This is a genomic window from Thalassospira profundimaris (assembly GCF_003326795.1).
Lineage (GTDB): Bacteria > Pseudomonadota > Alphaproteobacteria > Rhodospirillales > Thalassospiraceae > Thalassospira > Thalassospira profundimaris_C.
In genome coordinates this window covers 164697-178107 of sequence record NZ_JPWI01000007.1, presented here as the reverse complement: position 1 = coordinate 178107, position 13411 = coordinate 164697, and the positions used below count along the sequence as shown (strand labels likewise).

At 56.1% G+C, this 13411-nt stretch carries 14 protein-coding genes and 1 tRNA gene; 7 read left to right on the top strand and 8 right to left on the bottom strand.

Annotation, left to right across the window (positions count from 1 at the left end):
• The 3 genes from TH30_RS12455 to TH30_RS12445 form a co-directional block, all read right to left on the bottom strand.
• Complete coding sequence (locus TH30_RS12455) at positions 1-486, bottom strand: hypothetical protein (protein ID WP_114098410.1); 486 nt, start codon at positions 484-486, stop codon at positions 1-3.
• The gene (locus TH30_RS12450) at positions 486-2141 is read right to left on the bottom strand and encodes a hypothetical protein (protein WP_114098409.1); all 1656 of its coding nucleotides are present in this window, start codon (positions 2139-2141) and stop codon (positions 486-488) included. The genes TH30_RS12455 and TH30_RS12450 overlap by 1 nt, the downstream gene beginning before the upstream one ends.
• 287 nt (positions 2142-2428) lie before the next feature.
• Positions 2429-2504, bottom strand: a tRNA-Thr gene (locus tag TH30_RS12445).
• A 197-nt stretch (positions 2505-2701) separates the two neighbouring features.
• On the opposite strand from TH30_RS12445, the gene TH30_RS12440 reads away from it, so the two are divergent.
• Positions 2702-3478 carry a class II glutamine amidotransferase gene (locus TH30_RS12440; RefSeq protein WP_114098408.1) on the top strand — a complete coding sequence of 259 codons (777 nt, stop codon included), beginning with the start codon at positions 2702-2704 and terminating at the stop codon, positions 3476-3478.
• A 19-nt stretch (positions 3479-3497) separates the two neighbouring features.
• On the opposite strand, the gene TH30_RS12435 is transcribed toward TH30_RS12440, so the two are convergent.
• Positions 3498-4280, bottom strand: a complete 783-nt coding sequence (locus tag TH30_RS12435; protein WP_114098407.1) for a DeoR/GlpR family DNA-binding transcription regulator — start codon at positions 4278-4280, stop codon at positions 3498-3500.
• A 199-nt stretch (positions 4281-4479) separates the two neighbouring features.
• On the opposite strand from TH30_RS12435, the gene TH30_RS12430 reads away from it, so the two are divergent.
• The 6 genes from TH30_RS12430 to TH30_RS12405 are packed head-to-tail and all read left to right on the top strand — an operon-like array spanning position 4480 to position 10486.
• The gene (locus tag TH30_RS12430; protein ID WP_181850262.1) at positions 4480-5457 is read left to right on the top strand and encodes an ABC transporter substrate-binding protein; all 978 of its coding nucleotides are present in this window, start codon (positions 4480-4482) and stop codon (positions 5455-5457) included.
• On the top strand, positions 5457-7193 hold the full coding sequence (locus TH30_RS12425) for an ABC transporter permease (RefSeq protein WP_114098406.1): 1737 nt from the start codon (positions 5457-5459) through the stop codon (positions 7191-7193). The genes TH30_RS12430 and TH30_RS12425 overlap by 1 nt, the downstream gene beginning before the upstream one ends.
• Positions 7181-8266 carry an ABC transporter ATP-binding protein gene (locus tag TH30_RS12420; protein WP_114098405.1) on the top strand — a complete coding sequence of 362 codons (1086 nt, stop codon included), beginning with the start codon at positions 7181-7183 and terminating at the stop codon, positions 8264-8266. Before TH30_RS12425 ends, TH30_RS12420 begins: the two co-directional genes overlap by 13 nt.
• The gene (locus TH30_RS12415; protein WP_114098404.1) at positions 8266-9354 is read left to right on the top strand and encodes an MBL fold metallo-hydrolase; all 1089 of its coding nucleotides are present in this window, start codon (positions 8266-8268) and stop codon (positions 9352-9354) included. The genes TH30_RS12420 and TH30_RS12415 overlap by 1 nt, the downstream gene beginning before the upstream one ends.
• A 44-nt stretch (positions 9355-9398) precedes the next feature.
• Positions 9399-9989, top strand: a complete 591-nt coding sequence (locus tag TH30_RS12410; RefSeq protein ID WP_114098403.1) for a histidine phosphatase family protein — start codon at positions 9399-9401, stop codon at positions 9987-9989.
• Complete coding sequence (locus TH30_RS12405; protein WP_258548711.1) at positions 9986-10486, top strand: phosphatase domain-containing protein; 501 nt, start codon at positions 9986-9988, stop codon at positions 10484-10486. Before TH30_RS12410 ends, TH30_RS12405 begins: the two co-directional genes overlap by 4 nt.
• 62 nt (positions 10487-10548) lie before the next feature.
• Here the strand turns inward: TH30_RS12405 and msrB are convergent, their stop codons facing one another.
• The 4 genes from msrB to TH30_RS12385 form a co-directional block, all read right to left on the bottom strand.
• Positions 10549-10989: a peptide-methionine (R)-S-oxide reductase MsrB gene (msrB, locus tag TH30_RS12400; RefSeq protein WP_114098402.1), complete on the bottom strand. Its 441-nt coding sequence runs from the start codon at positions 10987-10989 to the stop codon at positions 10549-10551.
• 139 nt (positions 10990-11128) lie between these two features.
• Positions 11129-11605: a thermonuclease family protein gene (locus TH30_RS12395; protein WP_114098401.1), complete on the bottom strand. Its 477-nt coding sequence runs from the start codon at positions 11603-11605 to the stop codon at positions 11129-11131.
• 10 nt (positions 11606-11615) lie between these two features.
• Positions 11616-12170, bottom strand: coding sequence for an AAA family ATPase (locus tag TH30_RS12390; RefSeq protein ID WP_114098400.1), 555 nt, complete (start codon positions 12168-12170; stop codon positions 11616-11618).
• A gap of 184 nt (positions 12171-12354) precedes the next feature.
• Positions 12355-13401, bottom strand: coding sequence for a hypothetical protein (locus tag TH30_RS12385; RefSeq protein ID WP_114098399.1), 1047 nt, complete (start codon positions 13399-13401; stop codon positions 12355-12357).
• Positions 13402-13411 lie beyond the last annotated feature (10 nt).

Genomic DNA, 13411 nt, shown 5'->3' with positions numbered 1-13411 from the left:
TCAACCTTTCTTTGGAGATCGTGAATTTCCGGAACTGTCTTTGCCTTTGGGCATGTTCGATGCTGTGGATTGATCCTGTGCCGGAAAGGCATCGGCAAGGGCAGCTTCGACCTTTTCTGAAAGCAATTGCATCCGCAAATCAATTTCGCGGGTAATGATGTTTCGAATTTCGCTGGCGATATCAAACATGATCTGCTGATCGCCATGAAGGTTCGCCTGTGATGACATTTGCGGAGCACCTTGTGCGGGATAACCGTTTTGCGGGACCGGGGCGCCGACCGGGGGGCGGGGGCTTGTGGCACCTGATCTGACCTGGTCGGTGTGGTTCGAAATCGTATAGCGTTGATCAAGAACCTGTTCACGGGCGCGCTCGGCGGCCTGTGTCATGGCTTTCTGCGTTGCCAGATATTCCTGGTTGAAGGCCTTCCTGACCGCGTCCTTGCGGTCACTGGCCGTGGCAATATCCCTGTGCGCCTGATCCGACATCAGGTGCCTCCCTTGGTGCTGTTGTTATTGTCAGTATTGCTACTACTGCCCTTTGCTGCCCGGCCGGACGATTTGGCGGCCGCGTTGCCGGTGTCTGACGACCCGGATTTGTCGGTGCTGTTGTCTGGATCGCTGGCAGCACCCTTGGTCGATGCATCGGCCGTCGGGCTGCTGTCCTTGGATGTGCCGGTTTTGGCCGTGCTGGCGGTGGCGTCCGGCTTGGCGTCGGTTTGTGTCGTGATCGTCGCCGGATCGGTCAGGACAAAGCCATATTGCGCCAGATCACCTTCGTCCGGGCTTGTGGCCAGTCCTGTAAGACAGGTTTCAAGTCGGCCATTGCTGTTGGACACCATGCTTGCGGCCTTGCAGGCAGAGTTATCGCTTTGTCCGGCACAGGTCAGGATGGCGGTGGGTGTGCAGGTGCGCGCCTCGGTCAGAAGCTGTGCCGTGACGTTAAAGCCTGTTTCCTGATCATAGCGCACCAAAGCAACAAGGCTGGCCCCCTTGTCTCCTTCGCTGGGCGGTGTGATCTGAACGCGGAACGGAATGGTATAGTTGGGACCGGCCAGAATATTGCCGCCGACAATCGGGCTGGGCAGGGTGCCGGTATATTCAAACTGCACAGGGATCGGAGCGCGATCGGCAAAGATCAACCGGATCAGGGCAAGGTTGGGAACCGTGCCGCTTGCAATCGATCCCACCGATTGTTCAAGATGCAGGGCAAGCGGCCCGCCACCATAAACCGGAACCTCGGAAACCCGGTTCTGTGCGTCATCCTTGGCCGTGCTGTCAAACATCAGGGCGCGCAACTGCGATGGCGCCGATGTTGGTACCGAGACCGACAATTCAGATTGCGCATCCGCCGACTGACCGACCCGCAAGCGCCAGCCTTTCAGACTTTGCGGCAGATCATCAGCAACAAGCCGTGCGCCGACGGCAGTTTGCGCACTTGTCCGCCCCGCCGAAAGTGGATGGCCCTGTGCCATCGAAATTGTCCAGTCGGGGTCACCGGTTGCGTCCGATGTATTACCGCTCAGGCGGGGCATTGACGTTCTGAACATGTCATCGGCAATGACCGGTCCGTTCAGATCGGTGCTGCTGCCATCACGATTGGTGATCGTCACCCCCCACTGCGCCTGTGTCGAGGTTTCGCCAGTCGATGACGTGTCAAAGAACGGATTATTCATTGCGGGTGCCTCGCTGTTAGACGGTTTGCCGGGCGGGGAATTTGTCTGGGCTGTCCCGGCGATCACGCTGGTCGGGTCCGGGATGGCATCGTTGAAATTCGGGCGCGGGGTGGTCGAACCGGGGCGACCCGGATCGTCGAACAGAAATCGTTGAATGATTTCAAAGGCCGTTTCACCGGGTTGGGACAGACCCGCGTCCTGATTTACCGGATGTGACGGGGATGATGCATCCGCACTTTGCGGCGACGTGCCCAAAAGGCCGAATTCGTGGCACAATGCCGTCATGATATCGAGTGCGGCCTGCGGTTCGTTAAGCGGACCCTGACCAAGCCCGTCCTGGGCCTCGACCGGTTCAGTCAGGCCGTTCTCGGCTGCTGCCGGGCCTGCTTCATGCAAATTCGCACTGCGATCAGTTGTGCCTGATGCCGGTTTTGTCTGATCGGGTTTGGGCGCGTCACTGTCTGTCATGCATGCATTCCCCAGTGTTGCCCCTGCAGCGGGTCTTGTGCCGGATAAACGGCCACCTCTATCTGCAAGGATTTAAACGGTTCCATGCATTCAGACGTGCAGGGCCGGGGAATGTGACAAAGATTGCACTTTTGCGGGGAAACGGGGCTGATTTCTGCAATTTCGTAAATCAGTCGTAATCAACGGCAGAAAACCGGGATTTCGGGGGATGCAACCTGGCCCGGAAAACACAAAACCCGCCGAAGATACACTAAACTGCGTCTTGGCGGGTCTTGGGTTTTACAAAATGGTGCTGGTGATAGGATTTGAACCTACGACCTACGCATTACGAATGCGCCGCTCTACCAGCTGAGCTACACCAGCACGATTCATTTTGTGGCGCGGAAAATACGGACAATCACCGGGCTTGGCAAGTGCTTTATTGTTCTTTTTGCCCACAAGCGGCTGCGGCGCAGCCATACCTTAAAATCAGGGCAGGAAGACATAATATCACATTGACCACGCTGTAATTATACGGCTTAGATGTGCGCCGTCCGAATTCGCGCATTGGGGGGCAGGATATGTGCCGTTGGCTAAGTTACGTTGGTGATCCGGTTTATCTCGAAAAGCTGGTCTTTGAGCCGCGCCATTCACTGGTCGAGCAAAGCCTGCATGCCGAACAGGCCAAAACACCCACCAACGGGGACGGCTTTGGCATTGGCTGGTACGACGAACGCCCGACACCGGGGCTTTATCGTGAAATCCTTCCGGCATGGAATGATCCGAACCTGCGCGCATTGGCTCATCATATCCGTTCGGGTCTGTTCTTTGCCCATGTCCGGGCTTCGACCGGGACGCATACCAGCCGCACCAACTGTCATCCCTTTGCGCACAGCAATTACCTGTTCATGCATAACGGCCAGATCGGCGATTACCCGCTGGTGCGCCGGTCGCTCGAAGGCATGATCGAAGACGAATTTTACGAAGGCCGTCAGGGATCAACTGATAGCGAGCTGATCTTTTGCCTGATGCTGACACTTGGCCTGAAAGACGATCCGCATCGTGCCATCCGCCGCACGATTGAAGTCGTCGAAAATGAAATGAAGGTACGCGGCGCGACCGCCCCGTTCCGTTTCACCGCCTGCCTGTCCAATGGCAAAAGTGTCTGCGCCATCCGGCATGCCAGTGACGACAAACCGCCATCACTTTACTGGCGCAAACGCGACGACCACGTGATTGTGGTCTCCGAACCGCTCGATACCGAAACCGCAAGCTGGACGGCGGTTGCGCCGAACCACACCCTGCATGTCGAGGGTGATCTGGTCGTGACCGAAGACGCTACACTGGCCTGTCATTAAGCCATTGCGTGCCAGGACCTTACGTTACAACGACAATCTGACTGCGTGCCTTGACCAGTGCGCGTTGCAGGGCGTCGCCCGGTGCGGTGTTTAAAAGAACCGTTTGAAAATCGCTGGCATGGCCATCGCGGCAGAGCGCCTTGCGGCCGACCTTTTTCTCGTCGATCATCAGGATCGCGTGATCGCAACAGCTTACAAGCGCGCGGCGTGCGCGGACTTCATCCATGTTGAAATCAAGCAGATCACCGTCATCCGTCATGCCGCCGACACTGACAATTCCGTAATCGGCGCGAAGACCCCCAAAGAAATCGGCACTATCCGCCCCGATGATATCAAGATCACGGGTGCGTACCGTGCCGCCCGCCAGACGCAGCGTGACGTTTGGCGCATTTTGTAATGTCAGGACCACATGCAGGTTATTGGTCAGCACGGTCAGATTGCGGTGCGATGATAAATGCTGGGCGGCGAGTTCGGCAGTGGTGCCGGTGCCGATGGCAATCGTGCAGCCCTCGGGGATCAGTTCGGCGACCCTGGCGGCAATCGCCATCTTGCCCGACCGGTTCCACACTTCGCGTTTTTCATAGGCCGAGTTATCGGGATCGGGTGCCGGGCCCGCCAGCCCGTGACGGCGAAACACACGCCCCTGTTCCTGAAGATCGCGCAGGTCGGTGCGAATGGTCTGGACCGATACATTGAACCGGCGTGCAAGTTCCTCGACCGCCATAAAGCCACAGGATTTAACAAGGGTGACAATGCGGTCACGGCGACGGTCAAGCGGCACGGGATCAGGAATTTCTGACACTATTGTTTCTTTCGTTCGAAAGTCGTGGTTTCGTTTGTGTCGTGATTATAAACAGGCCAGATTGCGGCTGGAAAGGCCGGTATACCTATTGAAACAATTAATTCTTGGTGTTGTCACACAACTGTTATCGAAATCCATATAGCTTCCGGGTCGAAACGTTTTCGAACGAAACCTTATTTTCGACCAAGGGATGCCGATCATGCGTAACGTTCTTCTTGCTGCTGTCGCGACTGCTGCGATGATGCTGCCGGTTGTTGGCCAGGCTGCTGAAAAGCTTGTTGTCTATACCAGCCAGCCCAACCAGGATGCCCAGACCACTGTTGATGCCTTTATGGCTGCCAACCCGGATATTGAAGTTGAGTGGGTCCGTGACGGCACCACCAAACTGATGGCCAAGCTGCGTGCCGAGATTGCCGCAGGCGACCCGCGCCCGGATGTTCTTCTGATTGCTGACACCGTGACGCTCGAAGGCATGAAACAGGAAGGTCTGCTTCAGGCTTATAAATCGGCCGAAGCCAAGTCCTATGAAGACGCGCTTTACGATGCCGAAGGCTATTACTATTCCACCAAGCTGATCACCACCGGTATTGTTTACAACACCGCGGCAAAGGCACCGACTTCGTGGACGGATCTGTCGAATGCAGATGCGAAGAACAAGATCGTCATGCCAAGCCCGCTTTATTCCGGTGCGGCTCTTATCCATCTTTCGACCCTGACCGAGAACAAGGATCTGGGTTGGGATTACTATCAGGCACTGGCCGCCAACGAAGCCCGCGCACAGGGCGGTAACGGTGGCGTCTTCAAGGCCGTTGCATCGGGCGAAAAGCCGTATGGTGTGGTTGTCGACTTCCTTGCCATCCGTGGCAAAGCCAAAGGTTCGCCGGTTGATTTCGTCTTCCCGAAAGAAGGCGTAACCTATGTGACCGAGCCGGTTGCGATCATGAAAGACGCCAAGAACGTTGATGCTGCGCACAAGTTCGTTGACTTCGTCCTGTCTGATGCGGGTCAGAAGCTGGTTCTTGATATGGGTTATATCCCGGCCCGCAATGACATGGCCCTGCCAGAAGGCTTCCCGGCCCGCAAGGACATCAAACTGATGGACTTCAATCCGGCTATCGCTCTTGAACAGGCAGAAGCGAACAAAAAGAAATTCGCTGACATCTTCGGGGCTGAGTAATGCAGGCTACAGGTCGCCTTCGTGGCGCTCTGCCTGGCATCATGACCAGATCCACAGGCAACCGGTCTTCGGACCGGTTGCTTTACTGGTTGCTGTTGCCGGTCTTTGTGATTTCCATTTTACCGATTGTCCGGCTTGCCTTTGAGGGCGTTTTTGTCGGTGGTGTGCCGTCGCTTGATTATTTCCGGGATGTTCTGGGATCGGGCGCAACATGGCAGGCAACCGCCAACAGCCTTTATACGGCGGGTCTTGGGACGGTCATTTCGCTGGTGATTGGCGGGGCATTTGCCTTTCTGGTCGCGCTGACCGACGTGCGCGCCAAGGCAGCACTGGTGTTCTGTTTCATGATCCCGATGATGATACCGCCGCAGATCACGGCCCTGAGCTGGGTTCAGCTGACCGGGCCAAGCAGTGCGCTGTTAAACGCCTTTGGCATCGCACCACCCATGGGATCGCCACAGCCGCTTTATTCGGCCGAGGGTATTGCGCTTTTGCTGGGGATCCAGCATGCCTCCATCGTGTTCCTGACATTGCGCGCCAATCTGCGCATGATCCCGAGCGAACAGATCGAAGCCGCCCGGCTTGCCGGTGCGCGTGGCGGGCGCTTGTGGTGGCAGATCATTTTACCGCTGACCAGTCCGGGGCTGATTGCCGGAACGGCGATGGCCTTTGTCACGGCCCTTGGTAATTTCGGCATTCCGGCGATGCTCGGTATTCCGGCCAATTATCCCACCTTGCCGACCCTGATTTATCAGAAACTGGCCGGGTTCGGCCCGTCAGTTCTGGGCGAGGTATCGGTTCTTGCCATGCTGATCGGGGCGATTGCGATTTGTGGTGTCGCCATCCATCACCGGCTGCTTGCCAACCGTGATTACCGTTTGATGGGGATGGTCGGGCGTCCGCTTGATATCCGCCTGGGGGCGCGACGTTCATTGATTGAAACCGTTCTTTGGGCGGTTCTGATTGCCATTCTGGTGGTGCCGTTAATGGCGCTAATTGCCACGTCGCTGGTTCCGGCATTTGGTGTGAAGCTTAATTTCAGCAATTTCAGCTTTGATGCCTTTAACCAAGTTTTGTTTGTTCAGCCTTCGACGATCCGTGCCTTTCATAACAGCTTCATGCTGTCGGTGGGCGCGGCGATGACGCTGGTTCTGGTCTGTTTGCCGCTGGCCTATGTGATGGTGCGCAAACCTTCGAAACTGACCAAGCTGATCAATCTTCTGGTCGAAGTGCCCTATGCGCTGCCCGGTGTGGTTCTGGCGATTGCCTGTATCTTGCTGTTCATCAAGATCCCGCTGATCGAGATCAGCCTCTATGGCACGCTGGGCATTATCTTTATCGCCTATCTCGCACGTTTCCTTGTGATTGCGCTGCGCCCGGTGATGAACAGTTTCACCCAGCTTGACCCGGCTCTTGAAGAAGCAGCCCAGGCCTGCGGTGCCGGTATCTGGCGGCGCTTGCGTGATGTGTTGTTGCCGCTGGCGGCACCATCGGCGGCAGCCGGAGCGTTGCTGGTGTTCCTGACCGCGTTTAACGAACTGACCGTTTCGGCCCTTTTGTGGTCGGCGGGCAATGAAACGCTGGGTGTTCTGATTTTCAATCTTGATGACAGTGGCGACACCGTTCTGGCCTCGGCCGTGGCGGTTCTGGTCGTGCTGGTTGTGATCGCGTTGATGAGCTGTTTTCAGCTGGCTTCGCGTCGTTTGCCCAAGGGAGTTGTGCCATGGCAGACATAAATCTTTCGCGCATTACAAAATGCTTTGGTGATTATCGTGCCCTTAATCAGGTGTCGCTTGATATCGCCGATGGTGAATTCGTCGCCCTGCTTGGCCCGTCGGGCTGTGGCAAAACGACGTTGCTTCGATTGCTTGCCGGATTTGAAGAACCCGATGACGGGCAAATCTCAATTGGCGGGCAGGCGGTTGCCGATCCTGCCAAAGGTCTGATGGTCAGTCCCGAAGACCGCAATCTTGGCATTGTGTTTCAATCCTATGCCCTGTGGCCGCATATGTCGGTAGCGCGCAATGTCGGCTATCCGCTTGAAGTACGTGGCATGAACCGTGTCGAACGTGATCGCCGCATCTCTGAAGCGCTCGATATCGTTGCCCTTGGTCCCTATGCGGATCGCAGTCCTGCCGAACTTTCCGGCGGGCAGCGTCAGCGTGTGGCACTGGCACGGTGTCTGGTGATGGAACCACGTGCGGTGCTTCTGGACGAGCCGCTGGCAAACCTTGATGTGCATCTGCGTGAAACCATGCAGCAGGCGTTTCTTGATTTCCATCGTCGCACCGGGGCCACGATGATTTACGTGACCCATGATCAGGCCGAAGCCATGGCAATGGCCGACCGGATTGCGGTGATGGACAAGGGCCATATTCGCCAGATGGCCGCCCCTGAAACGCTTTATCGTGAACCTGCCGATCATATGGTGGCGGGTTTTGTCGGGGCCGGGTCGGTCCTGCCGATAACCGGTGTTCAGGTCGAAGATGGCGGGACATGTTCAGTCAGGCTGGGCGATACTCGGATTGCCGCGCGCGTTTGTCCGAAACTGGCCAATAGCGGTCATATCAACGGGCAGGCGGGGTTGTGCCTGCGTCCCGAAGATGTCTGGGTCGAAGACAGTGCGCCCTTGCGTGGCAAGGTCGAGGATTGCGTTTATCTGGGCGGGCGGTTCCGTTTGTCGGTCCGGATTGATGACGACCACACCTTGCCGGTTTATGCCAGCCGCCGTGCCAGGGTTGGCGAACCGGTCGGGCTTAAAGTCGCCGACGGATGGGTGTTTGACCGGCTAGCAGGTGAGGTTGCCTGATGTCTGCCCGCATGCGTGTTCTTTCCGGGCTTGGCGAAAAAGGCCCGGCCTGTTTGCGACTGGAATTCTTTAACCGGCGCTGGATGCTTGATTGCGGCGTCGGCCCGGAAAGTGATCAGGGTTTTGATCCGGCATGGCTTAACAAAGTTAACGCCGTTTTCATTACCCATGACCATGTCGACCATATCGGAGCTGCTGACGAGATCGTGGCGGCTGGCCTTCCGATCTATTGTACCGAAGTTACCGCACGATCCTTGCCCAAGGGGGCAAATGTCATTCCCTTGCCGCCCTGCGGGGAAATTCAGGTCGATGGTGTTACGGTGACCACCGGGCGTACCGGTCATTCCTTTGGCGGGGTGTGGCTGCATTTCGAACTGGGGGGCGGGTTGCTTTATTCCGGCGATTTCTGTCAGGAATCCGATTACTTCCTGTATGACAGTCCCCCGGATGCCGCGACTGTGATGCTTGATGCATCATATGGCATGGAACAACTCAGCCAGCAGGTCCGGATTGACAGTCTTCTGACCACCATGACCAAGCTGGATGGTCAAATCCTGTTTCCTGTGCCGCCAAGTGGCCGGGCTGCGGAAATGGCGCTTTTGTTTGAAAGTCACGGCCTGACCGACTGGTCGATGGATGATCGCTGCTATGGGCAGGTCAAGCAGGTGCTTGATGCCCATGGATCAGATTATGTGAATGCCGATGCCATCCGGCGTCTGCGCGGGCTTAAGGACAAGGCAAAGCATTTCAATCCCGATGCCCGGTTGCTGTTATGTCATGCACCGTGTGCGACCTATGGCAAGGCGCGCGAACTGATTGATAAATGGCGTGATGCCGGACGACTTGGGGCAAGTGCCCATGTGATCTTTACCGGCTTCATGCCGATTGAAGCCCGCAAGATGGTCGAAAAGGGCCATGCGCATTTCCGGCGCTGGAACGTTCATCCACTGGCACGTCATGTCATTGAACTCGCCAATCAGTGCCATGCCATGCAGGTGGTCCCGCTTTTCAATAGTTGTCCCGAGGATTTTGGTCTTGTCGACGGGTTCGACGGACGGCTACAGCTTGCTGATCGGTTCTATTTGTAATGGGTTGCGATCCATTTCGATATTCAAACGGGTGATGCCTGATCATGATTTATGCTGCTGAGAAGTTCGAATTTCCCAAATTGCCGTTTGTCTTCATCCGGCATGGGGAAACCGATGCCAACCGCGCAGGTATCATTGCAGGTTCCAACGAACCGCCCCTGAATGACACCGGCCGCGAACAGGCAACCGCGATTGCGCCCCTGATGGCGCAGGCAAGATGGCGGGCGGTTTATGTCAGTCCACAAGACAGGGCGCGGACAACGGCAAGCCTTGTTCTGCCCGACTATGAGGCCAAGGTACTTGATGGTCTGCGCGAACGGCATTGGGGCGATCTTGAAGGACGTCCGATTGCGGAATTGTGCCCGCGCTTTGAAACCCCGCCCAATGGCGAAGGGTTTGATGCCATGTGCCAGCGCGTTTCCTTTGCCATGCAACAGGCATTGGCAGAAGTCAGCGACGACCTGACCGTTGTTGTTGCCCATTCCGGTGTGGCGCGCTGCATTCTTTATATGACCGGGTTCGAGGCCGACGGGCCGCGTGTCCCCAATGCCACCCCGATCCTGTTCCGTCCGGTTCCGACCGGATGGGAATATGACTATCTGACTGAAACCCTGATCAAGGAGATCTCCGCGTGACCAACGCAAACGCCGATGCGCAACAAACCCGACCGACTTCTGTGACTGCACGGGATGCGGTGGTGTTTGATATGGATGGAACACTCGCGCATTTCGATGCCGATGCCCTGGGGCATCTGGTTCACGGTGTGGAAAAACAGTGGGATGCGTTTTTTGACGCGATGGACCATGCAAAGCCGATTGAAAATATCGAACGGCTTTTGCGTATCCTGCATGCGTCGGGCCATGCGATTTTGATCTGTTCGGGCCGCCCGGCAGGCTGGCAGCATCGATCAGAATCCTGGCTGCGTGCGCATAATATTCCGTTTGATGGCATGTATCTGCGCCCCGTCGACGCCGATCACCGCACCGATGAAGAGGTCAAGGAAGACCTTCTGGCAAAGATCATCGACGACGGGTTTAATCCATGGCTTGTGGTCGATGATCGCAGGCGCGTGGTCGATAAATGGCGCGATATGGGCCTGACCTGTTTGCAATGTGCGCCGGGTGATTTCTAAGGTTGTGGAAAATCCTCATACAAATAAAAAGACCGGCTTTGCGCCGGTCTTTTTATTTCTGATTAATCGAAAAGGTGGCGATAGTCGCCATATCCCTCGGCCTCAAGATCATCGACGGTGACAAAGCGCAGCGATGCGGAATTGATGCAATAACGCAATCCACCACGATCACGCGGCCCGTCCGGGAAAACATGGCCCAGATGGCTGTCACCATGTTTGGACCGGACTTCGATCCGGCGCATGCCATGGCTGTTGTCTTCGCGGGCAATGACGTGATCGGACTCAACGGGCTTTACAAAGCTTGGCCAGCCACAGCCGGAATCAAATTTATCACGCGATGTGAAAAGCGGCTCACCCGAGACGATGTCCACATAAAGCCCATCTTCCTTGTGATCCCAGAAATCATTGCGGAACGGCGGCTCTGTGCCGCTTTCCTGTGTCACATGATATTGTTCCGGGGACAGGTCTGCGATGGCGTCCGGGTCTTTGTGATATTTGCTCATATTCGGTCACTTCACATCTTTGGTCATCGGGATAGCTGAATTTCTCGTTCCCAAAGATGGTCGGATTATCGCGATTGTCCAGTGGCTTCACACCAATGTGACGGGGGGATGTTACATCCGGCGGGCGTCTTGGCTTAGCTTAGCCCTGGCACCATGGCTGACGCTTTGTCTTGCCGTCATAGGGGCGGGCAAGGCCGTTATGGATAAGTTCAAGATCAAGCGGACTGCCGTCAATACGTACAGATGCCACGACGCGTCCGCCATACCGGCCCCATTCAGGTTCGCAGAATTCAACTGATTTGGCTGTTTTCAGACGGTCACGTGCATAATCACGGGCCTTTTGCGCCAGTTGCTTTTCGCTTTCACATTTTCCGCGGATTTCGGGTGTATCAACACCGCGTACACGCACCGACATATTGGCGATCTCGCCGGGCAGACCGGGAATGGCGACATAGATCGTATCGCCGTCATAGGCATATTCGCCCTTATGTTCACGTAGCGGCCAACCATAGCATGCAGCGCTGGCCGGGATGGCGGTCACCACTGTGCCGATGGCAACAAGCGTGATGAGTGCGCGCTTGGCAAGTCGCGGATTTGGAGAGGGTTGGGGTATCATATGGCCGTACTTACAGTTTGAGGCGGGTCAGTATTTGGGCGGCGCGCTGTTCGACCGGGCCCTTGCGAATTTCGACCAGTTCATAGCCGCATTCATGATAGGTCCGGCACAGCACGACATATGTTCTGACGGCTTCAGAGAAGCTTTGTGTTCGCGCGTTGTCGGTTTTGTATATTTCCGACCAAGGCGGCAGAACAAATGCCGTCTTGTGATAGCGATAGGTCCGGATCGCGTTCATCAATCCCTGATCTTCGGGAAGTTTCGATAACCTGCGATGGGCCAGGGTGTCGGGCAGACCGCGATCACAAAAAACGGTTCGCGGATGGGATTGAATGGCTTCTTGCCAGGCGCGGATCGAGCGGCGGCACATCAATCCCGCATAGGCGTCATTATCCCCCCATGGCAGGGCATTGCCCCCGCGTTCCTGCTGTTCTTCGATGATCGCACGCGCAACCTCGGGACTGGTGTCAAAGCCCCGTTCATGAAGATGATTGATCAAAGTGGTTTTGCCGACACCGGGGCCGCCGGTGATGACAACAAGGTTGGATGTTATAGGCGTTTGCATTCGTGTTTGTCTCCGCGAGCACGCCTTTTGGTCATGCTTTGCGGCAAGGTGATGGCAATATTGTTGTTGGTTTTTGACCCGCACCGGACATGTGCGGAATGCGCTTTTGACGGCGTTGGCAGACCTTGTCAACGCCAAAGGAAAAGCTGTGATTTTTCAGATGATTGGTCGGCGGGTCACAGGCTCAGGAACAGCCTTCAAGCAGCGTGATCGCATCCGTTCCGGCATGAATGGCCGTGACAAGGCCATCTTCATTCAGTTCAAAACGAATGCCTCGTGATTTGGCTGTGTCCGCCCACCAGGTGATGTAGCGGGCATCGGCACCAAGATATTCGTGATCTTCCTCGATCAGATCCTTGTCGCCAAAGGCGGCAAAAACGTCGTCACGGGTTGCGCCAAGGGCAATGCCGTTGACGGTTTTGACCAGACTGGTCGCCACGTCATATTCATCAGCATAAAGCGAAATCCGGGCAAGCTTGCCATCAAGTACCAGATATCCCAATCCGGATGGATCAAGGTTGCGTTGCAGATAGGTGCAATTTTCATCGTCACCGGCGATAAACTGGTCAAGCTGCGGACCAAGCGTTTTACGCAATGTTGCCTGATCCCAACCAATCATGACGGGCCCGTATCCCTGCTCTGAAAGAGAAGCAAGGCGGGTCGCGATGGCATCCGATATTTCCAGATCAATAATCGCTGTGCCGTGTTGGATGCGTACCTTGCCGGGTTCTACGGTTTGATGGAGATGGAGCTGCGTCCATTGTGTGTTTTCCGGCCAGTCCTTTGGAAAGGCCAGATTGCTGGTCGGTTCAAGGCACAGCTGATCGGCCTTGCCAAGCACGTCCTTGTGGCGGGCGCGCACCGGGGACGGAATATCCATGCAGATGGTTTGCGGAATATCTTCCATCCAGCTCACCGGAATGCCCGAACCGTCACAGATTTCCGGATCGGGACGCAATTCGCAATAGGACGGAACGATGCTGTCCATTGCGAAATCAAGGCGCATGCTGTCCCTGCCTGCTGCGGAAATTACGGCGTCAAGGGCATCTTCACCGGGTTCAAGCCACTGATACTGCGTGATTGCCCATGCGGTGGTACCACGCAAATCCATCAACGCAAATGTCGGGCCTTCCGGGTGCGGTTCTTCGGATTCCGTTGCCATCGCAAATGATGCGACAAACGGACCGCAAACAGCGATCAGGGTCCCCAGATAGTGTGCGATGCGCGGCATATATGATTCT